The 23,294-nt window shown below is 40.6% G+C and carries 25 protein-coding genes; 21 read left to right on the top strand and 4 right to left on the bottom strand.

Annotated elements, in window-relative coordinates; translation table 11 throughout:
* Positions 1-26: 26 nt before the first annotated feature.
* The 16 genes from uvrC to dnaJ all read left to right on the top strand — a co-directional run bounded on the left by uvrC (position 27) and on the right by dnaJ (position 16,650).
* On the top strand, positions 27-1,850 hold the full coding sequence (uvrC, locus tag HMPREF1116_RS10330; RefSeq protein WP_001061164.1) for an excinuclease ABC subunit UvrC: 1,824 nt from the start codon (positions 27-29) through the stop codon (positions 1,848-1,850).
* A 71-nt stretch (positions 1,851-1,921) separates the two neighbouring features.
* A complete protein-coding gene (gene rsmH, locus HMPREF1116_RS10325; protein WP_000159438.1) occupies positions 1,922-2,872 on the top strand; it encodes a 16S rRNA (cytosine(1402)-N(4))-methyltransferase RsmH in 951 nt (316 codons plus the stop codon).
* A gap of 9 nt (positions 2,873-2,881) precedes the next feature.
* Entirely contained in the window at positions 2,882-3,199 is a 318-nt protein-coding gene (gene ftsL, locus HMPREF1116_RS10320) for a cell division protein FtsL (RefSeq protein WP_000229661.1), read from the top strand.
* 3 nt (positions 3,200-3,202) lie between these two features.
* Complete coding sequence (pbp2x, locus tag HMPREF1116_RS10315; protein WP_000860454.1) at positions 3,203-5,458, top strand: penicillin-binding protein PBP2X; 2,256 nt, start codon at positions 3,203-3,205, stop codon at positions 5,456-5,458.
* A gap of 1 nt (position 5,459) precedes the next feature.
* Positions 5,460-6,440: a phospho-N-acetylmuramoyl-pentapeptide-transferase gene (mraY, locus tag HMPREF1116_RS10310; RefSeq protein WP_000908759.1), complete on the top strand. Its 981-nt coding sequence runs from the start codon at positions 5,460-5,462 to the stop codon at positions 6,438-6,440.
* Between the two features lie 126 nt (positions 6,441-6,566).
* Positions 6,567-7,094: an FUSC family protein gene (locus tag HMPREF1116_RS10305; protein WP_025171302.1), complete on the top strand. Its 528-nt coding sequence runs from the start codon at positions 6,567-6,569 to the stop codon at positions 7,092-7,094.
* Between the two features lie 75 nt (positions 7,095-7,169).
* On the top strand, positions 7,170-7,526 hold the full coding sequence (gene glnR / locus HMPREF1116_RS10300) for a transcriptional repressor GlnR (RefSeq protein WP_000659543.1): 357 nt from the start codon (positions 7,170-7,172) through the stop codon (positions 7,524-7,526).
* A gap of 35 nt (positions 7,527-7,561) precedes the next feature.
* A complete protein-coding gene (glnA, locus tag HMPREF1116_RS10295) occupies positions 7,562-8,908 on the top strand; it encodes a type I glutamate--ammonia ligase (protein WP_001122888.1) in 1,347 nt (448 codons plus the stop codon).
* Positions 8,909-9,028: 120 nt separating this feature from the next.
* On the top strand, positions 9,029-9,349 hold the full coding sequence (locus tag HMPREF1116_RS10290; RefSeq protein WP_000524678.1) for a PadR family transcriptional regulator: 321 nt from the start codon (positions 9,029-9,031) through the stop codon (positions 9,347-9,349).
* The gene (locus tag HMPREF1116_RS10285; protein ID WP_000412844.1) at positions 9,349-9,924 is read left to right on the top strand and encodes a DUF2812 domain-containing protein; all 576 of its coding nucleotides are present in this window, start codon (positions 9,349-9,351) and stop codon (positions 9,922-9,924) included. Before HMPREF1116_RS10290 ends, HMPREF1116_RS10285 begins: the two co-directional genes overlap by 1 nt.
* Before the next feature lie 34 nt (positions 9,925-9,958).
* Positions 9,959-10,465 (top strand): DUF2812 domain-containing protein, encoded by a 507-nt coding sequence (locus HMPREF1116_RS10280; protein ID WP_001086362.1) that lies wholly within the window; start codon positions 9,959-9,961, stop codon positions 10,463-10,465.
* Between the two features lie 166 nt (positions 10,466-10,631).
* Entirely contained in the window at positions 10,632-11,666 is a 1,035-nt protein-coding gene (hrcA, locus tag HMPREF1116_RS10275; protein ID WP_000255788.1) for a heat-inducible transcriptional repressor HrcA, read from the top strand.
* Between the two features lie 26 nt (positions 11,667-11,692).
* Positions 11,693-12,208 (top strand): nucleotide exchange factor GrpE, encoded by a 516-nt coding sequence (gene grpE / locus HMPREF1116_RS10270; protein WP_000046046.1) that lies wholly within the window; start codon positions 11,693-11,695, stop codon positions 12,206-12,208.
* Positions 12,209-12,576: 368 nt separating this feature from the next.
* Positions 12,577-14,400 (top strand): molecular chaperone DnaK, encoded by a 1,824-nt coding sequence (gene dnaK / locus HMPREF1116_RS10265; protein WP_000034680.1) that lies wholly within the window; start codon positions 12,577-12,579, stop codon positions 14,398-14,400.
* A 208-nt stretch (positions 14,401-14,608) separates the two neighbouring features.
* Positions 14,609-15,241: a DJ-1/PfpI family protein gene (locus HMPREF1116_RS10260; protein ID WP_000756341.1), complete on the top strand. Its 633-nt coding sequence runs from the start codon at positions 14,609-14,611 to the stop codon at positions 15,239-15,241.
* 272 nt (positions 15,242-15,513) lie between these two features.
* On the top strand, positions 15,514-16,650 hold the full coding sequence (dnaJ, locus tag HMPREF1116_RS10255; RefSeq protein WP_001066325.1) for a molecular chaperone DnaJ: 1,137 nt from the start codon (positions 15,514-15,516) through the stop codon (positions 16,648-16,650).
* A gap of 74 nt (positions 16,651-16,724) precedes the next feature.
* Here the strand turns inward: dnaJ and HMPREF1116_RS10250 are convergent, their stop codons facing one another.
* The 3 genes from HMPREF1116_RS10250 to HMPREF1116_RS10240 all read right to left on the bottom strand — a co-directional run bounded on the left by HMPREF1116_RS10250 (position 16,725) and on the right by HMPREF1116_RS10240 (position 18,166).
* Positions 16,725-17,378 carry a hypothetical protein gene (locus tag HMPREF1116_RS10250; protein WP_000808555.1) on the bottom strand — a complete coding sequence of 218 codons (654 nt, stop codon included), beginning with the start codon at positions 17,376-17,378 and terminating at the stop codon, positions 16,725-16,727.
* Positions 17,379-17,458: 80 nt separating this feature from the next.
* Positions 17,459-17,746: a hypothetical protein gene (locus HMPREF1116_RS10245; RefSeq protein WP_000777763.1), complete on the bottom strand. Its 288-nt coding sequence runs from the start codon at positions 17,744-17,746 to the stop codon at positions 17,459-17,461.
* A 9-nt stretch (positions 17,747-17,755) separates the two neighbouring features.
* Positions 17,756-18,166: an HIT family protein gene (locus tag HMPREF1116_RS10240; protein WP_001278295.1), complete on the bottom strand. Its 411-nt coding sequence runs from the start codon at positions 18,164-18,166 to the stop codon at positions 17,756-17,758.
* Between the two features lie 67 nt (positions 18,167-18,233).
* Here HMPREF1116_RS10240 and HMPREF1116_RS10235 point away from each other — a divergent pair, with 67 nt between their 5' ends.
* Both HMPREF1116_RS10235 and HMPREF1116_RS10230 read left to right on the top strand, forming a co-directional pair.
* Positions 18,234-18,965 (top strand): ABC transporter ATP-binding protein, encoded by a 732-nt coding sequence (locus tag HMPREF1116_RS10235; RefSeq protein ID WP_000889947.1) that lies wholly within the window; start codon positions 18,234-18,236, stop codon positions 18,963-18,965.
* Positions 18,962-20,011 carry an ABC transporter permease gene (locus tag HMPREF1116_RS10230; protein WP_000653797.1) on the top strand — a complete coding sequence of 350 codons (1,050 nt, stop codon included), beginning with the start codon at positions 18,962-18,964 and terminating at the stop codon, positions 20,009-20,011. Before HMPREF1116_RS10235 ends, HMPREF1116_RS10230 begins: the two co-directional genes overlap by 4 nt.
* Positions 20,012-20,175: 164 nt before the next feature.
* Here the strand turns inward: HMPREF1116_RS10230 and HMPREF1116_RS10225 are convergent, their stop codons facing one another.
* The gene (locus HMPREF1116_RS10225) at positions 20,176-20,505 is read right to left on the bottom strand and encodes a hypothetical protein (RefSeq protein WP_000132698.1); all 330 of its coding nucleotides are present in this window, start codon (positions 20,503-20,505) and stop codon (positions 20,176-20,178) included.
* A 311-nt stretch (positions 20,506-20,816) separates the two neighbouring features.
* Between HMPREF1116_RS10225 and HMPREF1116_RS10220 the strand changes: the two genes are divergently transcribed.
* The 3 genes from HMPREF1116_RS10220 to HMPREF1116_RS10210 are packed head-to-tail and all read left to right on the top strand — an operon-like array spanning position 20,817 to position 23,227.
* Entirely contained in the window at positions 20,817-21,122 is a 306-nt protein-coding gene (locus tag HMPREF1116_RS10220; protein ID WP_231161349.1) for a LytTR family DNA-binding domain-containing protein, read from the top strand.
* A 4-nt stretch (positions 21,123-21,126) separates the two neighbouring features.
* Positions 21,127-21,864, top strand: a complete 738-nt coding sequence (locus tag HMPREF1116_RS10215) for a response regulator transcription factor (RefSeq protein ID WP_001219115.1) — start codon at positions 21,127-21,129, stop codon at positions 21,862-21,864.
* Positions 21,865-21,877: 13 nt separating this feature from the next.
* On the top strand, positions 21,878-23,227 hold the full coding sequence (locus HMPREF1116_RS10210) for a sensor histidine kinase (protein ID WP_001017635.1): 1,350 nt from the start codon (positions 21,878-21,880) through the stop codon (positions 23,225-23,227).
* The last annotated feature ends 67 nt before the right edge of the window (positions 23,228-23,294 follow it).

Genomic DNA, 23,294 nt, shown 5'->3' with positions numbered 1-23,294 from the left:
AGGGGGCTTTTTGCTATAATGGAACTATGAATAACTTGATTAAATCAAAACTAGAGCTCTTGCCGACCAGCCCTGGTTGTTACATTCACAAGGATAAAAACGGTACGATTATCTATGTAGGAAAGGCCAAAAATCTACGCAATCGTGTACGGTCCTATTTCCGTGGAAGTCATGATACCAAAACAGAAGCCTTGGTGTCTGAAATTGTGGACTTTGAGTTTATTGTTACGGAGTCTAATATTGAAGCCCTCCTTTTGGAGATTAACCTGATTAAGGAAAACAAGCCCAAGTACAATATTATGCTCAAGGATGATAAGTCCTATCCTTTCATCAAAATTACCAATGAGCGCTATCCTCGCTTGATTATCACCCGTCAGGTCAAGAAAGACGGAGGTCTCTATTTTGGACCCTATCCGGATGTGGGGGCGGCCAATGAAATCAAGCGACTTCTGGATCGGATTTTCCCTTTTCGCAAGTGTACTAATCCACCATCGAAGGTTTGTTTTTATTACCATATCGGGCAGTGCGTGGCTCACACCATCTGTAAGAAAGACGAGGCTTATTTTAAAGCCATGGCTCAAGAAGTCTCAGATTTTCTAAAGGGTCAGGATGACAAAATCATCGATGACCTCAAGGAAAAGATGAATGTGGCAGCTCAGAGTATGGAATTTGAACGTGCAGCTGAATATCGGGATCTGATTCAGGCCATTGGAACACTTCGGACCAAGCAACGGGTTATGGCCAAGGATCTCCAAAATCGCGATGTCTTTGGTTACTACGTGGATAAGGGTTGGATGTGTGTTCAGGTATTCTTTGTCCGCCAAGGTAAGCTCATTGAGCGTGATGTCAACCTTTTTCCTTACTACAATGATCCAGATGAAGATTTTCTGACCTATGTTGGGCAGTTTTATCAAGAAAAATCTCATCTGGTTCCCAATGAAATTTTGATTCCTCAGGATATTGATGAAGAGGCAGTCAAAGCCTTGGTGGATACCAAGGTTCTCAAACCACAACGTGGGGAGAAAAAACAACTGGTTAATCTGGCTATCAAAAATGCGCGTGTAAGCTTGGAGCAAAAATTTAACCTACTAGAAAAATCACTTGAGAAGACACAAGGGGCTATTGAAAATCTGGGGCGCTTGCTACAAATTCCAACCCCAGTTCGCATCGAGTCCTTTGACAATTCCAATATCATGGGGACTAGTCCAGTTTCTGCCATGGTTGTTTTTGTCAATGGGAAACCGAGCAAGAAGGATTACCGCAAGTACAAGATAAAAACAGTTGTTGGACCAGATGACTACGCAAGTATGCGAGAGGTTATCCGCAGACGCTATGGTCGAGTTCAACGTGATGGCTTGACCCCGCCTGACTTAATTGTTATTGATGGTGGTCAAGGTCAGGTTAATATCGCTAAGCAGGTTATTCAAGAAGAGTTGGGGTTAGATATTCCAATCGCAGGTCTGCAAAAGAATGACAAGCACCAAACCCATGAATTGCTCTTTGGAGATCCGCTTGAGGTGGTAGAGCTGTCTCGTAATTCGCAGGAATTTTTCCTCCTACAACGCATTCAGGATGAGGTCCATCGCTTTGCGATCACCTTCCACCGTCAACTGCGCTCTAAAAATTCTTTCTCCTCTCAATTGGATGGAATTGAAGGCTTGGGTCCAAAACGCAAGCAGAACTTGATGAAATATTTCAAATCTCTGACAAAAATCAAGGAAGCCAGTGTGGATGAAATTGTCGCAGTTGGTATACCAAGAGCAGTAGCAGAGGCTGTTCATCACCACTTGAATCCCCAAGAGCGTATAGAACTAGCTCAGGTAGCAGAGTCGCCTGCTGAATACAAGTGATAAAGTAGTAAGGAAAGGTTTTTTCTTTAGCGAGTGCAAGCTAGTCAGAATTGTGGTAAAATAGATAAGATATGACTAAAGAATTTCATCATGTAACGGTCATGCTCCATGAAACCATTGATATGCTTGATGTAAAACCTGACGGTATTTACGTTGATGCGACCTTGGGTGGAGCAGGCCATAGCGAGTATTTATTAAGTAAATTAAGTGAAAAGGGGCATCTCTATGCCTTTGACCAGGACCAGAATGCCATTGACAATGCGCAAAAACGTCTGGCGCCTTATATCGAAAAAGGAATGGTCACCTTCATCAAGGACAACTTCCGTCATTTGCAGCTACGTTTGCAGGAAGCAGGTGTAGAAGAGATTGATGGTATTTGTTATGACTTGGGAGTTTCTAGCCCGCAGTTGGATCAGCGTGAGCGTGGTTTTTCTTATAAAAAGGATGCGCCACTGGATATGCGGATGAACCAGGAAGCTAGTTTGACCGCTTATGAGGTTGTCAATCATTATGACTATCATGACTTGGTACGAATCTTTTTCAAATATGGAGAAGACAAGTTTTCCAAGCAGATCGCTCGGAAGATTGAACAGGCGCGTGAGTTGAAACCAATTGAGACAACGACTGAATTAGCAGAGATTATCAAGTCTGCTAAGCCTGCCAAGGAACTCAAGAAAAAAGGTCATCCGGCCAAGCAAATTTTCCAAGCCATCCGTATTGAGGTCAATGATGAATTAGGAGCTGCAGATGAGTCCATCCAACAAGCTATGGAATTACTAGCAGTGGACGGAAGAATCTCAGTCATTACCTTTCATTCGCTGGAAGATCGCTTGACCAAGCAATTGTTCAAGGAGGCTTCAACAGTGGAAGTACCAAAAGGCTTGCCTTTTATTCCAGATGATCTTAAGCCCAAGATGGAATTAGTCTCTCGCAAACCGATTTTACCAAGCAAGGAGGAGTTGGAGGCCAATAATCGTTCCCACTCAGCCAAGCTACGAGTAGCTCGAAAAATTCATAAGTAAGGGGATAAAATGGTAGAAAAAAGAGAAACGACGAGCCAATTACTGCAAGCTCGTATCAAGAGATTTTCACGTGTTGAGAAGGCTTTTTACCTTTCGATTGCCATTACAGCCCTTGTATTAGCCATCAGTGTTGTTTATATGCAGACCAAGCTCTTGCAAGTCCAGAGTGAACTAACGACTGTTAATGCTCAGATTGAAGAAAAGAAGACAGAGCTGGATGATGCTAAGCAAGAAGTCAATGAATTGATCCGTTCAGAGCGTCTGACAGGAATTGCGGATTCGCAAGAACTGCAACTAAATAATGAAAATATCCGATCGGCGGAGTAGTATATGAAAACCTGGAAAGAAAAAATAGTACACTTTGCCATTAAGAATCGCAAATCTCCCCTTGAAAACCGCAGACGAGTTGGGAAGAGCCTTAGTCTCTTAGCCGTCTTTCTCTTTGCTGTTTTTTTGGTTAACTTTGCGGTGATTATTGGTATGGGGAAGAAGTTTGGTGTTGACCTGGTCAAAGAAGCCAGTAAGGTTCACCAAACGACTCTAACAGTTCCTGCTAAGAGGGGGACCATTTATGATCGTAATGGAACGCCAATTGCTGAGGATGCAACTTCCTATAATGTTTATGCTGTCATTGATAAGGACTATAAATCAGCTAATGGAGATGTTCTATATGTTGAGGAATCTCAGTACAATAAGGTAGCCGAAATTTTCCATAAGTACTTGGATATGGAGGAGACCTACGTCAAGGATCAACTCTCTCAACCAAATCTCAAACAGGTTTCCTTTGGTGCTAAAGGAAATGGGATTACCTACGCTAATATGATGTCCATTAAACAGGATTTGGAAACTGCTAAGGTCGAGGGTGTTAACTTTACCACTAGTCCCAACCGAAGTTATCCAAATGGGAAATTTGCTTCATCATTTATTGGTTTAGCCCAGTTACATGAAAATGAAGATGGGACAAAAAGTCTCATTGGAACATCTGGTGTCGAGAGCTCCTTAAATAGCTTGCTGGCAGGGACAGACGGCATTATTACCTATGAAAAAGATCGTTTAGGTAATATTGTTCCAGGTACGGAACAAGTTACCCAACAAACGGTAAATGGAAAAGATGTCTACACGACCTTATCCAGTCCATTGCAGTCCTTTATGGAAAGTCAAATGGATGCCTTTCAAGAAAAAGTTAAAGGCAAGTACATGAATGCGACCTTGGTTAGTGCCAAGACAGGGGAAATTCTTGCCACAACCCAAAGACCGACTTTTGATGCAAATACAAAAGAAGGTCTAACAGATGATTTTGTTTGGCGAAATATCCTCTATCAAAGTAACTACGAGCCAGGTTCGACCATGAAGGTCATGACCCTAGCTGCGGCTATTGACAATAAAACCTTCTCTGGAGGCGAATACTTTAATAGTAGTGAATTGAAGATAGCTGATGCGACTATCAGGGACTGGGATGTTAATGATGGCTTATCAGCTGGGAGTATAATGACATACTCGCAAGGTTTTGCACACTCAAGTAATGTGGGTATGACTTTGCTCCAACAAAAGATGGGGGATGCTACTTGGTTAGAATACCTCAATCGATTTAAGTTTGGAGTTCCAACCCGTTTTGGTATGCCTGATGAGTATGCGGGACAACTACCTGCAGATAACGTTGTTAATATTGCCATGAGTGCCTTTGGTCAAGGGATTTCTGTTACCCAAACCCAAATGCTCCGAGCTTTTACAGCCATTGCTAATGATGGGGTTATGCTAGAGCCTAAGTTTATCAGTGCCCTTTATGATCCTAATGATCAGACCGTGCGGAAGTCCAAAAAAGAAATTGTAGGTAATCCTGTATCAAAAGAAGCGGCTAGTCTGACTCGAGAAAATATGATTTTGGTTGGTACAGATCCTGTTTATGGTACAATGTACAATAAACTTACCGGTAAACCAATCGTTACTGTACCTGGTCAGACTGTTTCTGTAAAATCAGGAACTGCCCAGATTGCTGACGAACAAAAAGGGGGATACTTAAAGGGAGGCACCAACTATATCTACTCAGTAGTATCGATGAATCCGAGTGAAAATCCTGATTTTATCCTCTATGTGACAGTTCAACAACCAGAACATATTACTTCAGTACAACTAGGAGAGTTTTCTAACCCGATTTTGGAGCGAGCTTCAGCCATGAAAGAGACGCTCAATCTTCAATCTACGGCTAAGAATTTGGACCAAGTGACAACTACAACTAGTTATGCCATGCCTAGTATTAAGGACTCTAGCCCTGGAGATTTAGCTGAAGAACTCCGTCGTAACCTTGTACAACCAATTGTTATCGGTTCGGGAACAAAAATCAAAGAAAGTTCTGTAGCAGAAGGAACCAATCTAGATGCCAATCAGCAAATTTTACTCCTTTCAGATAAGGTAGAAGAGATGCCTGACTTATATGGATGGTCTAAGAAAAATGTTGAAACCTTTGCCAAATGGCTGAATCTTGAAGTTGAGTTTGAAGGTACAGGAGAAACTGTTAAAAAGCAAAGTGTTCGTTCCAATACAGCTTTAAAAGATTTACAGAAAATAAAAATAACATTAGGAGATTAGAATGCTTATTTCTATCTTTGCTGGAGTGATTGCCTTTATTCTAACAGTCATAGGAATTCCAGCCTTTATCCGTTTTTACCATAAAGCACAGATTACCGGTCAACAGATGCATGAGGATGTCAAACAACACCAAGCAAAAGCTGGGACACCAACAATGGGAGGACTCGTCTTTCTCCTAGCAGGAGTTTTAGTTAGTCTGGTCCTTGCTCTCGTGACTAATCAATTAACCAATAATGTCGGAATGATCCTCTTTATCTTGGTCTTATATGGTTTGGTCGGTTTCTTGGATGATTTCCTCAAGGTTTTCCGCAAAATCAATGAAGGACTTAATCCTAAACAGAAGCTCTTGCTTCAGTTGGTCGGAGGAGTTATCTTCTATTTCTTCTATGAAAGAGGAGGAGATATCTTAAATGTATTTGGTTATCCCTTGCATTTAGGTGTTCTGTATATTCTCTTTGCCCTCTTCTGGTTAGTTGGTTTTTCAAACGCAGTTAACCTGACTGACGGAATCGATGGCTTGGCAAGTATTTCTGTGGTGATTAGTCTATCTGCCTATGGAGTGATTGCCTATGTGCAAAATCAGCTCGATATCTTACTAGTGATTGTAGCTATGATTGGTGGTCTTCTTGGCTTCTTTGTCTTTAACCACAAGCCTGCCAAAGTTTTCATGGGAGATGTGGGTAGCCTAGCCCTTGGAGGGATGTTGGCGGCTATTTCCATGGCACTTCACCAAGAATGGACGCTGCTTTTGATTGGTCTAGTGTATGTCTTTGAAACAACATCTGTTATGATGCAAGTCACCTACTTTAAGTTGACTGGAGGAAAACGTATCTTCCGTATGACACCAGTTCACCATCATTTTGAGTTGGGGGGCTTTTCTGGAAAAGGCCAAGCTTGGAGTGAGTGGAAGGTCGACTTCTTCTTCTGGGGAGTGGGCTTACTCGCTAGTCTCTTGACTTTAGCTTTCATGTATTTGTTCTAAAAATAGAATATTGATTATAAGAGAGAAGGATTAAGTTCCTTCTCTTTTCTATTTCCATCAGTTTATTGCATCCCCTTCTCAAAAATAGGTAAATTTATGGTAAAATGGAAATAGAAAGTTGAAATGATGAGTTATTTTAAAAAGTATAGATTTGACAAATCCAAGTTTAAGTTAGGAATGCGAACTTTCAAGACAGGAATCGCTGTTTTTTTAGTTCTCATGATTTTTGGTTTTTTTGGTTGGAAAGGACTTCAGATTGGAGCCTTGACTGCAGTTTTTAGTTTAAGAGAAGACTTTGACAAGAGTGTTCATTTTGGTACTTCTCGTATTCTCGGAAATAGTATCGGTGGTTTTTATGCCCTGATTTTCTTTCTCTTAAATAATCTTTTTCACGGCGCCTTCTGGGTAACCCTCCTTGTTGTTCCAATTTGCACCATGTTAACCATTATGACAAATGTTGCTATGAACAATAAAGCAGGTGTTATCGGTGGAGTTGCGGCTATGTTGATTATTACCTTATCAATTCCAAACGGTGAGACAGTTTTGTACGTGTTTGCTCGAGTTTTTGAAACATTTATGGGTGTTTTTGTAGCAATTCTTGTAAATTACGATATTGATCGTTTACGGAGTATTTTATTGAAAAAAACAAAATAATGTCACAAGATATAACATTATTGATTGACGATTGAATTTTTTTAGACTATAATAGACAGAAAGAAGGAAGTGTACATGAAGGAAAAAGAATTTCGTCGCAATATGGCAGTTTTTCCAATTGGTAGTGTTATGAAACTGACCGATCTTTCGGCGCGCCAAATTCGTTATTATGAAGACCAGGAATTGATTAAGCCTGATCGTAACGAGGGCAATCGTCGTATGTATTCTTTGAATGACATGGATCGATTACTTGAGATTAAAGATTATATCTCTGAAGGTCTTAACATTGCTGCCATCAAGAAAAAATATGCTGAACGTGAGGCGAAGTCTAAGAAACCAGTGAGTCAAACTGAAGTACGAAGAGCCCTTCGGAATGAAGTTCTCCAACAAAGTCGCTTCGCTTCTCAACAATCACCTTTTGGTCGCGGTTAGGCAACCGCAAGTCGTCATATATAAGGAGAAAAACCATGCCAATCACAGCTGCAGATATTCGTCGTGAAGTTAAGGAAAAAAATGTAACCTTTATCCGTCTCATGTTTTCAGATATTTTGGGAACTATGAAAAACGTCGAAATTCCTGCTACAGATGAACAACTAGACAAGGTCTTGTCAAATAAGGCTATGTTTGATGGATCTTCTATTGAAGGGTTTGTTCGTATCAACGAATCAGATATGTACCTCTACCCTGACTTGGACACTTGGACAGTCTTTCCTTGGGGAGATGAGAACGGTAGTGTCGCAGGATTGATCTGTGATGTCTATACAACAGAAGGGGAACCATTTGCAGGAGATCCTCGTGGAAACCTCAAACGTGCTCTTCGTCACATGGAAGAAGTTGGATTCAAATCTTTCAACCTTGGACCAGAGCCAGAATTCTTCCTATTTAAGCTTGATGAAAATGGAGATCCAACTCTTGAGGTAAATGACAAGGGTGGTTACTTTGATTTGGCGCCTACAGACCTTGCTGACAACACTCGTCGTGAGATTGTTAATGTCTTGACCAAGATGGGATTTGAAGTAGAAGCAAGTCACCACGAAGTTGCCGTAGGTCAACATGAGATTGACTTTAAGTACGATGAAGTCCTCCGTGCTTGTGATAAGATTCAAATCTTTAAACTCGTTGTTAAAACAATTGCGCGTAAACATGGTCTCTATGCAACCTTTATGGCTAAGCCAAAATTTGGTATTGCTGGTTCAGGGATGCACTGCAATATGTCCTTGTTTGATGCGGAAGGAAACAATGCCTTCTTTGATCCAAATGATCCAAAAGGCATGCAGTTGTCAGAAACAGCTTACTACTTCCTTGGTGGTTTGATCAAGCACGCCTACAACTACACAGCTATCATGAACCCGACCGTTAACTCATACAAACGTTTGGTTCCAGGGTATGAAGCGCCTGTTTACATTGCTTGGGCAGGTCGCAACCGTTCACCGTTGGTGCGCGTTCCTGCTTCTCGTGGCATGGGAACTCGTTTGGAGTTGCGCTCAGTAGACCCAATGGCAAACCCATATATCGCTATGGCTGTTCTTCTGGAAGTTGGTTTGAACGGTATTGAAAACAAAATCGAAGCACCAGCACCAATCGAAGAAAACATCTACATTATGACTGCTGAAGAGCGTAAAGAAGCTGGCATTACAGACCTTCCATCAACTCTTCACAATGCTTTGAAAGCTATGACCGAAGATGAAGTGGTTAAAGCAGCTCTAGGTGAACACATTTACACTAGCTTCCTTGAAGCCAAACGAATCGAGTGGGCAAGCTATGCAACCTTTGTCTCACAATGGGAAATTGATAACTACCTAGATCTTTACTAATGATAAATCAAAAAGATTGTCCGTGAGGACGATCTTTTTTTTCTTGCATTTTATATCGAGGTGTGATATATTTTATATAACGAAGTGCGATATATCGAAATGAATAGAAGGTTTTGTTAAATGGGATTAACAGATAAGATTAGACGGGTATACCTTCCCATGACTGAAACAGGTTTTTATATTCTGTTCTGTCTGCAGAAGGAAAATCATGGCTATGGTATTACGCAAAAGGTCAAAGAGATGACAGATTCACAGGTTTCAATTAGTCCTGGAACCATGTATGGAACCCTATCAAAGATGGAAAAGGATGGTTTGATTTCCTTTGTCCGAGAAGAGGAAAAACGAAAAATCTATCAGATAACAGACTTGGGTCGTAAAGTTTTAGAGATTGAGTTGAAACGTATTGAACGACTCTACAGAAACAGTCAGGAGGAGTTTTGATGGAAAAGAAAGTTGTTTATAGGATTTGTACCATTGCGGATTATGAGAGGGAGGCTATCTATCTCAGAGAAATGCATGCTCAGGGCTGGAAACTTAAGGAAGTGAGTTACTCTAACTTAGTGGTTGCGGTTAAGTATACTTTTGAAAGGTGCCAACCGGAGCAGGTGGTTTATCAGTTGGATTTTTATCCTATGAAAAAGTCAGAGAGAGCTTCCTATTTACAACTGTTTAAAGATTGTGGTTGGGAGCATATTACAGACTTTAATGGTTTTTCCTATTTTAGAAAACCTTATTATCGAATTGAATCAGATGCCGAGTTTGAAATTTATAATGATGCGGCCGGGAAGTTAGCTATGGTCAAGCGCATTTTAATAATGCGGATGCTTCCTGTCTTGCTTCTCTTTTCAGCGCTACTACCGGTTTTCTCAAAGTTACTCAGTGGAAGAGGTTCTTTCAGTTGGGGAATGTTTTTGATTGTTAGCGTAGACTGTACTTTATTGATAGTTTTTTCGATTCAGATTTCTTATATTTGTTGGAGATTGTTTCAAAAATGGAAAGAATTATCCGATAAATAAAATCAAGCATGTTTTCTAATTTGGAGGTTAGACAATGAATAGCAAAGTACAATTTCGAATGTTTACCATTTTTGATTTGGATAAGGTAGAAGAGTATTTGCATGAGATGCATTTGAAAGGTTGGAAATTTAAATCGAATCGTTTTGGCTTTTTCTATTTTGAACAATGCCAACCTGATGATGTAATTTACCGTGTGTGGAATACTAGCTATCTTAGAAAAAATGAGCTAGATTTACAAGGTATTAAGGATAGAGGATGGGAATTTGTGGAAAATTGTTCTCATTCTGTTTTTCGAAAAGCAACTTGTGATGTAGATTTAAATGATCGATTTTTCATGGACAATCGTCTTAAATGGGATGGTGTGAAATCTGGACTTCGTACATCTACAGTTTCTATCTCTGGTGGTCTTGTTGTATGTATGAGTCTGTTTCGCGAAAGTCTTTCTCAGTCTTTTTTCGTTATTTTTGCCCTATATGCTCTCATGATTTCTTATCTAATCTATAGTTTTTACAGACTTAGACGGAAATATCTGGTTGATTGACATTAGTTTCTAGGTCCTCAGACCGATTTTTAGCACTCTTGATAAAAGAGTGCTAATTTTTTGAGTTTTTGTCTTGACATTCTTTTCTAAGGGTGTATAATAGAATCATAAGTTAGCACTTGGATGTATCGAGTGCTAAAACGATCTATCAGAGAGGAGTAGCGAGATGGTTACAGAACGTCAGCAGAATATTTTAAACCTGATTATTGACATCTTTACCAAAACGCACGAACCTGTTGGATCCAAAGCCTTGCAAGAGTCTATCAACTCTAGCAGTGCTACTATTCGAAATGATATGGCAGCTCTAGAAAAGCAAGGTTTACTTGAAAAGGCTCATACTTCCAGTGGTCGGATGCCGAGTGTGGCTGGATTTCAATACTATGTCAAACACTCCCTATCCTTTGACCGTTTAGCTGAGAATCAAGTTTATGAGATTGTAAAAGCCTTTGATCAAGAATTCTTCAAGCTTGAGGATATTCTTCAAGAGGCAACGAAAATCTTGGCAGACTTGAGTGGTTGTACGGTTGTAGCACTGGATGTCGAACCAAGTAGGCAGAAGCTGACAGCTTTTGATATTGTTGTCCTCGGACAACATACAGCACTGGCAGTTTTTACGCTTGATGAGTCTAGAACAGTTACCAGTCAGTTTTTGATTCCGAGAAATTTCTTGCAGGAGGATTTAAATCGCCTCAAGACCATGATTCAAGAGCGTTTCCTGGATCAGACTGTTTTGGATATTCACTACAAGATTCGGACAGAGATTCCGCAGATTATCCAACGTTACTTTACAACAACGGATAACGTTATGGATCTCGTTGAGCATATCTTCAAAGAGATGTTCAATGAAAATATCGTGGTTTCTGGTAAAGTCAATCTTCTGAATTTCGCTAATTTAGCGGCCTATCAGTTTTTTGATCAGCCACAAAAGGTAGCTTTGGAAATTCGAGAGAATCTGATTGGCGACCAGATGCAAAGTGTCCGAGTTGCGGATAGTCAAGAATCTTGTCTTGCTGACTTAGCAGTGATTAGCAGTAAGTTCCTGATTCCCTATCGTGGATTTGGAATTCTTGCGATTATAGGTCCGGTCAATCTGGATTATCAACAATTGGTCAATCAACTCAATGTAGTTAATCGAGTTTTGACTATGAAGTTGACGGATTTTTACCGCTATCTCAGCAGTAACCACTATGAAGTGAATTAAGATTGAAATCATTAAAGGAGGCGAAAATGGCCCAAGATATTAAAAATGAAGAAGTAAAAGAAGAGGAAGTTGTGGAAACAACTGAAGAAACAACTCCTGAGAAATCGGAATTGGATTTGGCTAATGAACGTGCCGAGGAATTTGAAAACAAATATCTTCGTGCTCATGCAGAAATGCAAAATATTCAGCGCCGTGCCAATGAAGAACGTCAACTCTTGCAACGCTATCGTAGCCAAGATTTGGCGAAAGCAATCTTGCCATCACTGGATAACCTTGAACGTGCCCTTGCCGTCGAAGGCTTGACAGATGATGTGAAGAAGGGCTTGGAAATGGTCCAAGAAAGTTTGGTACATGCTCTGAAAGAAGAAGGGATTGAAGAAATTCCAGCAGATGGTGAATTTGACCATAACTATCACATGGCTATTCAAACAGTTCCAGCAGATGACGAACATCCAGCAGATACCATCGCACAAGTCTTCCAAAAAGGCTACAAACTCCATGACCGCATCCTAAGACCGGCTATGGTGGTGGTTTATAACTAGGCAATTCTGACGGTAGCTAAAGCAAATCGTCAGAAAACGGCAATCGCTATGGCGTTTGCCTAGCCTCCTTACTAAAACTCGTCGTCGAAATAATATCGATTTCGACTCCTCGTGTCGTAACATAATAGAAACCTTGTCCGAAACGACAATAAACTATGAAAGAAAGATAAGAAATGGTTCGTCTTTACCAATAGTGAGCGAAGCGAACCAAGGGCGATACTCTTCGTCGTGGCGGTATTTTCGCAAACTTTGAGACTTTAGGCTCAAAGTTTAGTCAAAGAGATTGACGAAGTCAAGCTCTGACGGCGTCGCCACTTAAGAAGAGTATCAAAAAGAAAAAAGAGAATAAATAACAAGGAGAAAAACACATGTCTAAAATTATCGGTATTGACTTAGGTACAACAAACTCAGCAGTAGCAGTTCTTGAAGGAACAGAAAGCAAAATCATCGCAAACCCAGAAGGTAACCGCACAACTCCATCTGTAGTGTCATTCAAAAATGGTGAAATCATCGTTGGTGACGCTGCAAAACGTCAAGCAGTAACAAACCCAGATACAGTGATCTCTATCAAATCTAAGATGGGTACTTCTGAAAAAGTTTCTGCTAACGGTAAAGAATACACTCCACAAGAAATCTCAGCTATGATCCTTCAATACTTGAAAGGTTACGCTGAAGAATACCTTGGTGAAAAAGTAACGAAAGCAGTTATCACAGTTCCAGCTTACTTCAATGATGCTCAACGTCAAGCAACAAAAGACGCTGGTAAAATCGCTGGTCTTGAAGTAGAACGTATCGTCAACGAACCAACTGCAGCAGCTCTTGCTTACGGTTTGGACAAGACAGACAAAGAAGAAAAAATCTTGGTATTCGACCTTGGTGGTGGTACATTCGACGTATCTATCCTTGAATTGGGTGATGGTGTCTTTGACGTATTGGCAACTGCAGGGGATAACAAACTCGGTGGTGACGACTTTGACCAAAAAATTATCGACCACTTGGTAGCAGAATTCAAGAAAGAAAACGGCATCGACTTGTCAGCTGACAAGATGGCTCTTCAACGTTTGAAAGACGCAGCTGAAAAAGCTAAGAAAGACCTTTCTGGAGTGACTTCAACTCAAATTAGCTTGCCATTTATCACTGCTGGTGAAGCTGGACCTCTTCACTTGGAAATGACTTTGACTCGTGCTAAATTCGACGATTTGACTCGTGACCTCGTAGAACGTACAAAAGTTCCAGTTCGTCAAGCCCTTTCAGATGCAGGTTTGAGCTTGTCAGATATCGACGAAGTGATTCTTGTCGGTGGTTCAACTCGTATCCCTGCCGTTGTAGAAGCTGTTAAAGCTGAAACTGGTAAAGAACCAAACAAATCAGTGAACCCTGATGAAGTTGTTGCCATGGGTGCTGCTATCCAAGGTGGTGTCATCACTGGTGATGTTAAAGATGTTGTCCTTCTTGACGTAACACCATTGTCACTTGGTATTGAAACAATGGGTGGAGTCTTCACAAAATTGATCGACCGCAACACAACCATTCCAACATCTAAATCACAAGTCTTCTCAACTGCAGCAGACAACCAACCAGCCGTTGATATCCACGTTCTTCAAGGTGAACGCCCAATGGCGGCAGATAACAAGACTCTTGGACGTTTCCAATTGACAGATATTCCAGCTGCACCTCGTGGTATCCCACAAATCGAAGTAACATTTGACATCGATAAGAACGGTATCGTATCTGTTAAGGCCAAAGACCTTGGAACTCAAAAAGAACAAACAATCGTTATCCAATCTAACTCAGGTTTGACAGACGAAGAAATCGATCGCATGATGAAAGATGCAGAAGCTAACGCTGAAGCAGATAAGAAACGTAAAGAAGAAGTTGACCTTCGTAACGAAGTAGACCAAGCAATCTTTGCGACTGAAAAGACAATCAAAGAAACTGAAGGTAAAGGCTTCGATGCAGAACGTGATGCTGCACAAGCTGCCCTTGATGATCTTAAGAAAGCCCAAGAAGATAACAACTTGGACGAAATGAAAGCAAAACTTGAAGCATTGAACGAAAAAGCTCAAGGACTTGCCGTTAAACTCTACGAACAAGCTGCAGCAGCGCAACAAGCTCAAGCAGGAGCAGAAGGCGCACAAGCAACAGGAAACGCAGGCGATGACGTCGTAGACGGAGAGTTTACGGAGAAGTAAAACAATCCAGTGGATTGTTTTAGCGGAACCTCTTGAAATAAAGAAAGGTTCCGAGATTTTAGGATTCCTTTAATCCGAAAATCAATTCAGCCTTACTAGTTCAAAAACAAAGTATAATCGACTTTGTTTTTGAACGTCGTAATGATAAGAAGAAATCCAGAGGTTGCAACCCAGCCTCTGTTTTTCGGTAAAATAGAGGATGTTGCGTATGAAAAAAGTACTTTGTATCATTTATCCTAATTTTTCTCTCTATGAGATAACCGCTTTAACAAGTACTTTAGCTCTGTCTTTTGACGTCACGATTGATTATGTCGCTTCAGATCATTCGATAGTGGTCTCTGAGGATGGTTTGCCCTGTCAACCAACGAAAACACTAGATCAGATTCGTATAGAAGATTATTCTTGTATCATTTTGCCAGGAATGGTAAACATAGGTCCTGCTCTACGCGATGAGAAATTGATTTCGTTCTTGAGGAACCTTGGTGAGCAAGATATCCTAATTGCCGCCATTTCTTCAGCGCCTCTTTTATTGGCGAAAGCGGGTTTATTGCAAGATACGAAATTTACAGGTGGCATCTGGCAAAACTTCTTTGACTATTTTGAATTTCTTCCACGTGAGAATTTCCAACCCAAACTGGTTGTGCAAGATAAACAAATCATTACGGCTATAGGCTTTGCGCACCAAGAGTTTGCAAGAAAAGTAATTCTTAGTCTAGGGTTGGCAGAAAATACTGACAACTATTTTAAAGAACAGAACGAGTATGCTGAAGAGGATTTGATATTTACTCTATCGGACCAAGAGTTTGATCAAGTGAAGCAGAGTATAGAAAACAGCCTCTAAAGATTTACTTATAAATTATAGAAAGGAACAAAGAGCGTTCGGGGAATTGTAGCCGAGCTCTGAAGTTTCTTACTCAATATAAAAGAAAGGAATTGAACCCGACTGAATTCGTGGTTTGATTCACAACATCAATAGAAAGGAACAAAGAGTGTTCGCAACTGAACACGGGCTACGGACTGTGCCAAAAAGATAGTTTTTTCTAGGACGCAAGCGTCCGTCGTCAAAACTCCTATTTTGGCTGTGTCCGTTTGACGCCCTTTGTATCTTGAATTATGAACAATACTGAATTTTATGACCGTTTGGGCGTTTCGAAAAATGCATCTCAAGATGAGATCAAGAGAGCCTATCGGAAATTATCTAAAAAATATCATCCAGATATTAACAAGGATCCTGGAGCTGAGGACAAGTACAAGGAAGTTCAAGAAGCTTATGAAACTTTGAGCGATGAACAGAAACGTGCTGCCTATGACCAATATGGTGCTGCTGGTGCCAATGGTGGTTTTGGTGGTGCTGGCGGTTTCGGAGGCTTCGACGGAGCAGGTGGCTTTGGCGGATTTGAAGATATCTTCTCAAGCTTCTTTGGTGGTGGCGGTGCATCACGTAATCCAAACGCCCCTCGTCAAGGTGACGACCTCCAGTATCGCGTTCATTTGACTTTTGAAGAAGCTATTTTTGGTACAGAAAAGGAAGTCAAATACAATCGTGAAGCAAGCTGTCGTACTTGTAATGGGTCTGGTGCTAAACCTGGAACAAGTCCAGTTACTTGTGGACGCTGTCATGGTTCAGGTGTGATCAATGTTGATACCCAAACACCTCTCGGTATGATGCGTCGCCAAGTAACCTGTGATGTCTGTCATGGCCGTGGTCAAGAAATCAAAGATCCATGTACAACCTGTCATGGAACTGGTCATGAAAAACAAGCCCATAGCGTACACGTAAAAATCCCTGCTGGTGTGGAAACAGGTCAACAGATCCGCCTAGCTGGTCAAGGTGAAGCAGGATTTAACGGTGGACCATATGGTGACTTGTACGTGGTGGTTTCAGTTGAAGCTAGTGATAAGTTTGAACGTGAAGGAACCACTATCTTCTACAATTTGAACCTCAATTTTGTTCAAGCGGCACTTGGTGATACAGTAGACATCCCTACAGTTCATGGTGATGTAGAATTAGTCATTCCGGAAGGAACTCAGACTGGTAAACGATTCCGTCTACGTGGTAAAGGTGCGCCTAGCCTTCGTGGTGGTGCTCTTGGTGACCAATATGTTACTGTCAATGTCGTGACTCCAACAGGCTTGAACGAACGACAAAAAGCAGCCTTGAAAGAATTCGCAGCTGCAGGTGATTTGAAAGTAAATCCAAAGAAAAAAGGCTTCTTTGACCATATTAAGGATGCCTTTGAAGGAGAATAAAGCATAAAGTAAAAAGAGCCCGAGGGCTCTTTTTAGTGTTTTGTCATCGAAGAAATCATTATCCAACTGGTCTGCTATTCAGATCTTTGAGTGAGCAAGCCAGCTGCATCCATGTCCTGAATGAGTTGCCTGAATTCCGCTTCTTTTCCAGGTTTAAGGGCGACGGTATCAATGTGATTAATCGCCGAATTATCCTGAATATCCACCAAGGTCAAAGCTTTTTCATAAAATGCGATCCCTTTTTTCATGCTTTCTGGATCCCTCCAAGAGAGAATAAAGTAAGAAGGATTTGATTTCTTTCCGATTTCTTGGAAATACTTCCTGCTTTCCTCCTCTAAAAATTGGAATAAACCATGATTGAATAAGTTGTCTTCTACTGAATAGTAGGAAATATCTCCTGTGTTTAAGACATAGACTTTGAGTCGGTTTTTAGTCAGGTTTGGACTTTCTTTTAGGACTGGGTGGCTATTGACAACATCATCAGAGAATGTCACATAAAAATCCAACCCCCCGCCTTCGAATTGATACTTTCCATTTGATTCTACTTTCTCAGGAGGCAGGTCAAGGGAGATGAAGATTTGTTTTAAGGCTTCATTTCCTTTTTTGATGTCACTCGGTGAGGCCTTGAACAGATTGGTCAGTATTAGAAATGCCAGGGCTGCAAGAAGGCAGAGGCCACCACAAATGATCAGGATGATACGCGTCAGAACTTTAAAAAACTGTTTCATTTTCATGCCCTCCCTGGTCTGTTAGAATTTGCTAACCCAAAATGGATTTAAAGGGGAAATAAGGAAAATTGGAGTTTCCCTTAGTTTTCTTCAGTTTCCTGCAATTCTTTTAGTACAGCAAGTCTTGTTTGGACGTCTTTTTCCAAGACTTTAAACTTATAGGTCAAATCTTTTTGATATTCCTTGATGAGTTCTTTTTGTTGGTCGATAATTTGCAGGCTATCTTGGATGATATCCAAGTCATCCTTAATGGCTTCAATACGATCAGTTGTATCTAGAACCTCTTCAGTGATAGCTTGGCGGTTCTTAACGAGGAGGTATGAACCGACTGCAGAACCTGCAAAAAGTAGTAAGTTTGATAGTTTCATAGTGACTCCTTAAGCATTTTTGATCGTTTCAGCGACTTGGGCAAGTTTGTCGAAGTCTGGTTCATGTGCGATAAAGTCAATCTTGAGGTCGTCATCTGCACTATAGCGAGGAACCAGGTGGACATGGGTATGGAAAACGGTTTGTCCGGCAACTTCTTCGCAGTTGGCGATGATATTCATACCTTCAGCTTTGGTAGCTTTCATGACTTTTTGAGCAATCTTTGGTACTTGGGCGAAAAGTTGGCTAGCACTAGTAGCATCCATTTCTAAAAGATTGCGATAGTGTTCTTTTGGTACGACCAAGGTGTGACCAGGTGTTACTTGTGAGATATCAAGGAAGGCAAGAACTTGATCATCTTCGTAAACCTTTGATGCGGGAATCTCTCCTGCGATAATTTTACAAAAAATGCAATCTGACATAAAATCTACCTCTACTGTATTGAATTTTGATATAATATAGCTACATTATACCAGATTTGGAGAAAATATGTTAGAAATTAAAAACCTGACAGGTGGCTATGTTCATGTCCCTGTCTTGAAAGATGTGTCCTTTACAGTCGAGAGTGGACAGTTGGTCGGTTTGATTGGTCTCAATGGTGCAGGAAAATCAACGACCATCAATGAAATTATTGGACTTTTGACACCTTATAGTGGAGAAATAAACATTGACGGGCTAACCTTAGGTGCCAATCCTCGTGAATATCGTCAACAGATTGGTTACATTCCTGAAACTCCTAGTTTGTACGAAGAATTAACTCTCAGAGAACATATCGAGACGGTTGCCATGGCCTATGGTGTTGAGCAAAACCTAGCTTTTGAACGTGTAGAACCTCTTTTAAAGATGTTCCGTTTGGATCAGAAATTAGATTGGTTCCCTGTTCATTTTTCAAAAGGGATGAAACAGAAGGTCATGATTATCTGTGCCTTTGTTGTGGATCCGAGTCTCTTTATCGTCGATGAACCTTTCCTTGGTCTTGATCCCTTGGCAATTTCGGACTTGATTCAGCTTTTGGATCTTGAAAAGAAAAAAGGGAAGTCTATCCTCATGAGTACCCACGTTCTTGACTCTGCTGAAAAAATGTGTGACTCTTTTGTCATTCTCCACAAAGGTCAAGTCAGAGCTAAAGGGGATCTTGAAGAGCTGAGACAAGCTTTTGCCATGCCAGAAGCAAGTCTCAATGATATCTATTTGGCTTTGACCAAAGAGGAGGACCGATGAAAGACTTGTTTCTAAAGCGAAAGCAGGCTTTTCGTAAAGAGTGTGTCGGTTATCTTCGATATGTGCTCAATGATCACTTTGTCTTGTTTTTACTGGTCTTAGTAGGTTTTCTAGCCTATCAGTATAGTCAGCTGCTCCAGCATTTTCCTGAGAATCATTTACCAATCCTAGGTTTAATTGGGATTGTCTCTGTTTTACTCTTACTTTGGGGAGGAATAGCAACCTATGTGGAAGCGCCTGATAAGCTCTTTCTCTTAGTAGCTGAAGAAGAAGTGAGAGAACACATCCAGAAGCAAAGTTTAGTTTCCTTCATCTTTTGGGTTAGTGTACAGACTCTCTTTTTGCTCTTTTTTGCTCCGTTATTTTTAGCCATGGGTTTAGGCTTAGGAGTTTTTGGGGTCTATGTTCTTCTTTTGGGAGTCGGGAAATATTTCCTGTTTCAGAAAAAAGCAGGCAAGTTTTTTAGTGCAAATCATCTGGACTGGGACTATGTGATTGCCCAAGAAAGTAAACGCAAGCAGTTTTTACTTCGTTTCTTTGCCCTCTTTACCCAAGTCAAGGGAATTTCAAACAGTGTCAAGAGACGAGCTTATCTAGATGCTATCCTAAGAGTAGTTCAGAAGGTGCCGAGCAAGATTTGGCAGAACCTCTATCTTCGTTCTTATCTGCGAAATGGAGATCTTTTTGCCCTCAGTCTTCGCCTCCTCTTCCTATCTTTGCTGGCGTTGATCTTTATCGAGCAGTCTTGGATAGCGACAGCAGTGGTAGTTTTATTTAACTATCTCTTGCTCTTTCAGTTATTGGCCCTCTATCATGCCTTTGACTACCAATATTTGACCCAACTTTTTCCGCTAGACAAGGGGCAAAAGGAAAGGGGATTACAGGCAGTTGTCCGAGGATTGACTGGTTTTGTTTTATTGGTTCAACTGGTAGTTGGGTTGATTACCCTCCAAGAAAAACTAGCCCTTCTAGCCCTCCTTGGAGCTGGATTGGTCTTGCAAATCTTGTATCTCCCTTATCAGGTGAAACGTCAGATGCAGGACTAATACTCTTCGAGAATCTCTTCAAACTAGGTCAGCATCCATCTGCAACCTCAAAGCGGTGCTTTGAGCATTCCTAGTTTGCTCTTTGATTTTCATTGAGTATAACATTGCTTATATGATACTAAAAAAGAAGTTGAGTTCAATCTGTCTCAGCTTCTTTTTAGTTACTACAGGATAATGGTTGGTCCGTAGAGACTCAACTTGGTCTTGACTTGGTCAAAGTGGAAGCGGTCATAGGCTCTCCAAGCGGCGCGAGTAGGAGCGTCTGGATTGAGAGCACTGAGGCCCATGAGAAGACTGGAAGTTTGGTAAAATTTTTCCAGCTCAATCAAGAATCGATTATCCACTGTCTCAGCTTTAGAGAGAAAGCGGAGGATATTGTCCAGTTGCTCCTGAAAGCGGATATCATCAGCTGTTGCCTGTTTGCAGACTTGGTAAGCTTTGTTTAACTCAGTTATCAGTGTCTGAGCAGTTTTGATTGGGTTTGTATCCGTCATGAGAATTCCTCCTTTGTGATGGTTTTAAAGTTGTTTTAAGCCTTTGTCTTTCTATAATCCTAACCTATCACTTTTTACTCATTTTTTACTTTCAAATCTTTAATTGTCATTGAAATTTCCTGAATGGTAATAGTGGGATTTTATGATAAAATAGTTGTAAGGTTATCATAGTTATTTTGAAAAAACTTCGACTCTTTAGGAATTTTTAAGAACCGTTTAGGATTTGGCAAAAAATGATTTCTAGACTTATGGTATCCTCTCTTCAGGAGGTTTTATCCATGAGCTATATCATCATCCAAAAAGAGAAATAAATTTTCAAATTAAACATAAAGGATATCTACTACATCCAAACGCATCCAAGGAAAGCTCATACCGTGCAGATTGTTACAGAAGACGCTAGCTTTGATCTGTTTCAAAATTTAAGCAAGCTTGAAAAACAATATGGGGAAAGCTTAACGAGATGTCATCGAAATTGTCTGGTCAACCTTGAACGAGTAAAATCCATGGAACTCCAATCAAAGACCCTCTTTCTTGGAGAAGAAGGTCAATATGCTGTTCAGTATGCCAGGCGTCGTTATAGAGAAATTCGCCAAAAATGGTTGAAACAAGGAGAGTAAGAAGATGAGAATATTTGTTTTAGAAGATGATTTTTCCCAACAAGCCAGAATTGAAATGACGATTGAAAAACTTTTGAAAAAACAGAGTATCATTCCCAGTTCTTTTGAAGTCTTTGGCAAGCCAGACCAACTGCTGGCAGAGGTGCATGAGAAGGGTGCGCATCAGCTTTTCTTTTTGGACATTGAGATTCGAAATGAAGAGATGAAAGGACTAGAAGTGGCTAGAAAGATTCGGGATCGGGATCCTTATGCTCTAATCGTCTTTGTGACGACACACTCAGAGTTTATGCCCCTGTCCTTTCGCTACCAAGTGTCAGCTTTGGACTACATTGATAAGGCCCTTTCGGCAGAGGAGTTTGAATCTCGTATCGAGACAGCCCTTCTCTATGCCAATAGTCAAGACAGTAAAAGTCTAGCGGAAGATTGCTTTTATTTTAAATCAAAATTTGCCCAATTCCAGTATCCCTTTAAAGAGGTTTACTATCTCGAAACGTCCCCAAGACCCCATCGTGTTATTCTCTATACCAAGACAGACAGGTTAGAATTTACGGCTAGTTTAGAGGAGGTTCTCAAGCAGGAACCCCGTCTCTTGCAGTGCCATCGCTCTTTTCTAGTTAATCCAACTAATGTAGTTCGTTTGGATAAGAAAGAAAAACTCCTTTTCTTTCCCAATGGCGGAAGCTGTCTAATCGCGCGTTATAAGGTCAGGGAAGTGTCTGAGGCTATCAATAACTTACACTGAGCTAGGAGAGTTTATGAATATTGCTTGGATATTATTGTATACACTTGTTACTCATGGGCTAGAAATTGTCATTTTCTTTAAGGTGGATGGAATTGGTATCACTTTTGAGAGGATTTTTAAGGCCTTTCTTTTTAAGATACTGTTGGCCTTTGTTTTTTTAATGATTGATTATATGGTAGGAGATAGTTACCTATTTTATTTTATGGAACCCTTGTACGGCATCGGCTTATCTTTCTTATTGTTAAGAGGACTTCCTAAAAAACTCCTTCTCTTTTATGGTCTCTTTCCAATGATATTAGTGAATCTCTTTTATAGAGGCGTTTCCTATTTTGTGTTTCCATTTTTGGGGCAAGGAATAGTAGATATAGATGGCAATCCTGCCTTTTTATTGATTATGTTTTTCGTTTGCTTCATAGTTTTAGTTTTTTTGAAATGGTTGGACTATGATTTCGCAAACTTGAGAAAGGAGATTCTCGATAAAGATTTTCAAAAGTCCCTGACTAAGATTAACTGGGTAATGGGGGCTTATTATCTAGTGATGCAAAGTCTATCTTACCTTGAATATGAACAAGGTATTCAATCAACGACTGTTCGCCATCTAATCCTAGTGTTTTACCTACTCTTTTTTATGGGGATTATCAAGAAGCTGGATACTTATTTGAAGGACAAACTCCATGAGAGACTGAACCAAGAACAGGACTTGCGCTATAGAGATATGGAACGCTATAGTCGGCATATAGAGGAGCTTTATAAGGAAGTTCGGAGCTTTCGTCATGATTATGCCAACCTCTTGACCAGCTTACGTCTGGGCATTGAAGAGGAGGATATGGAACAGATAAAAGAAGTCTACGACTCCGTCTTGAAGGACTCCAGCCAGAAATTGCAGGATAATAAATATGACCTGGGCCGTTTGGTGAATGTTCGGGATCGTGCCCTCAAAAGTCTCCTAGCAGGCAAATTTCTAAAAGCCAGAGAAAGGGATATTGTCTTTAATGTCGAAGTTCCTGAGGAGATTCAAGTCGAGAGTATGAGTCTGCTTGATTTTCTGACTATTGTGTCTATCCTTTGTGACAATGCCATTGAAGCTAGTGCAGAGGCCAGTCAACCTCATGTCTCAATCGCCTTTATAAAAAATGGAGCACAGGAAACCTTCATCATTGAAAACTCTATCAAAGAAGAGGGTATAGATGTTTCTGAAATCTTCTCTTTTGGAGTTAGTTCTAAAGGGGAGGATCGAGGTGTTGGTCTTTATACCGTCATGAAGATTGTGGAAAGTTATCCCAATGCCAGTCTCAATACCACCTGTCAAGATCAAGTCTTTCGTCAGGTTTTGGCGGTTCATTTGCTGTCAAGTTCTGATTAGAAAATGTGTGAACAAGAGAATCTTGGCATTTTAGGTTGAAAAACATTGCAACTATTTATCCTTATCC

Source organism: Streptococcus sp. SK140 (genome assembly GCF_000259525.1).
In the GTDB taxonomy this organism is placed as follows: Bacteria; Bacillota; Bacilli; order Lactobacillales; family Streptococcaceae; genus Streptococcus.
This window is presented reverse-complemented; position numbering and strand designations above follow the sequence as displayed.

What these genes read in the sequence shown, in the direction of transcription:
- HMPREF1116_RS10225 (WP_000132698.1), bottom strand. Translation starts at nt 20,505, where the DNA reads ATGACGGATACAAACCCAATCAAAACTGCTCAGACACTGATAACTGAG.
- HMPREF1116_RS10230 (WP_000653797.1), top strand. Translation starts at nt 18,962, where the DNA reads ATGAAAGACTTGTTTCTAAAGCGAAAGCAGGCTTTTCGTAAAGAGTGT.
- HMPREF1116_RS10280 (WP_001086362.1), top strand. Translation starts at nt 9,959, where the DNA reads ATGAATAGCAAAGTACAATTTCGAATGTTTACCATTTTTGATTTGGAT.
- dnaJ (WP_001066325.1), top strand. Translation starts at nt 15,514, where the DNA reads ATGAACAATACTGAATTTTATGACCGTTTGGGCGTTTCGAAAAATGCA.
- grpE (WP_000046046.1), top strand. Translation starts at nt 11,693, where the DNA reads ATGGCCCAAGATATTAAAAATGAAGAAGTAAAAGAAGAGGAAGTTGTG.
- glnA (WP_001122888.1), top strand. Translation starts at nt 7,562, where the DNA reads ATGCCAATCACAGCTGCAGATATTCGTCGTGAAGTTAAGGAAAAAAAT.
- hrcA (WP_000255788.1), top strand. Translation starts at nt 10,632, where the DNA reads ATGGTTACAGAACGTCAGCAGAATATTTTAAACCTGATTATTGACATC.
- HMPREF1116_RS10245 (WP_000777763.1), bottom strand. Translation starts at nt 17,746, where the DNA reads ATGAAACTATCAAACTTACTACTTTTTGCAGGTTCTGCAGTCGGTTCA.
- pbp2x (WP_000860454.1), top strand. Translation starts at nt 3,203, where the DNA reads ATGAAAACCTGGAAAGAAAAAATAGTACACTTTGCCATTAAGAATCGC.
- mraY (WP_000908759.1), top strand. Translation starts at nt 5,460, where the DNA reads ATGCTTATTTCTATCTTTGCTGGAGTGATTGCCTTTATTCTAACAGTC.
- dnaK (WP_000034680.1), top strand. Translation starts at nt 12,577, where the DNA reads ATGTCTAAAATTATCGGTATTGACTTAGGTACAACAAACTCAGCAGTA.
- HMPREF1116_RS10305 (WP_025171302.1), top strand. Translation starts at nt 6,567, where the DNA reads ATGAGTTATTTTAAAAAGTATAGATTTGACAAATCCAAGTTTAAGTTA.
- glnR (WP_000659543.1), top strand. Translation starts at nt 7,170, where the DNA reads ATGAAGGAAAAAGAATTTCGTCGCAATATGGCAGTTTTTCCAATTGGT.
- ftsL (WP_000229661.1), top strand. Translation starts at nt 2,882, where the DNA reads ATGGTAGAAAAAAGAGAAACGACGAGCCAATTACTGCAAGCTCGTATC.
- HMPREF1116_RS10240 (WP_001278295.1), bottom strand. Translation starts at nt 18,166, where the DNA reads ATGTCAGATTGCATTTTTTGTAAAATTATCGCAGGAGAGATTCCCGCA.
- HMPREF1116_RS10215 (WP_001219115.1), top strand. Translation starts at nt 21,127, where the DNA reads ATGAGAATATTTGTTTTAGAAGATGATTTTTCCCAACAAGCCAGAATT.
- HMPREF1116_RS10250 (WP_000808555.1), bottom strand. Translation starts at nt 17,378, where the DNA reads ATGAAACAGTTTTTTAAAGTTCTGACGCGTATCATCCTGATCATTTGT.
- HMPREF1116_RS10260 (WP_000756341.1), top strand. Translation starts at nt 14,609, where the DNA reads ATGAAAAAAGTACTTTGTATCATTTATCCTAATTTTTCTCTCTATGAG.
- HMPREF1116_RS10210 (WP_001017635.1), top strand. Translation starts at nt 21,878, where the DNA reads ATGAATATTGCTTGGATATTATTGTATACACTTGTTACTCATGGGCTA.
- uvrC (WP_001061164.1), top strand. Translation starts at nt 27, where the DNA reads ATGAATAACTTGATTAAATCAAAACTAGAGCTCTTGCCGACCAGCCCT.
- HMPREF1116_RS10290 (WP_000524678.1), top strand. Translation starts at nt 9,029, where the DNA reads ATGGGATTAACAGATAAGATTAGACGGGTATACCTTCCCATGACTGAA.
- HMPREF1116_RS10285 (WP_000412844.1), top strand. Translation starts at nt 9,349, where the DNA reads ATGGAAAAGAAAGTTGTTTATAGGATTTGTACCATTGCGGATTATGAG.
- HMPREF1116_RS10235 (WP_000889947.1), top strand. Translation starts at nt 18,234, where the DNA reads ATGTTAGAAATTAAAAACCTGACAGGTGGCTATGTTCATGTCCCTGTC.
- rsmH (WP_000159438.1), top strand. Translation starts at nt 1,922, where the DNA reads ATGACTAAAGAATTTCATCATGTAACGGTCATGCTCCATGAAACCATT.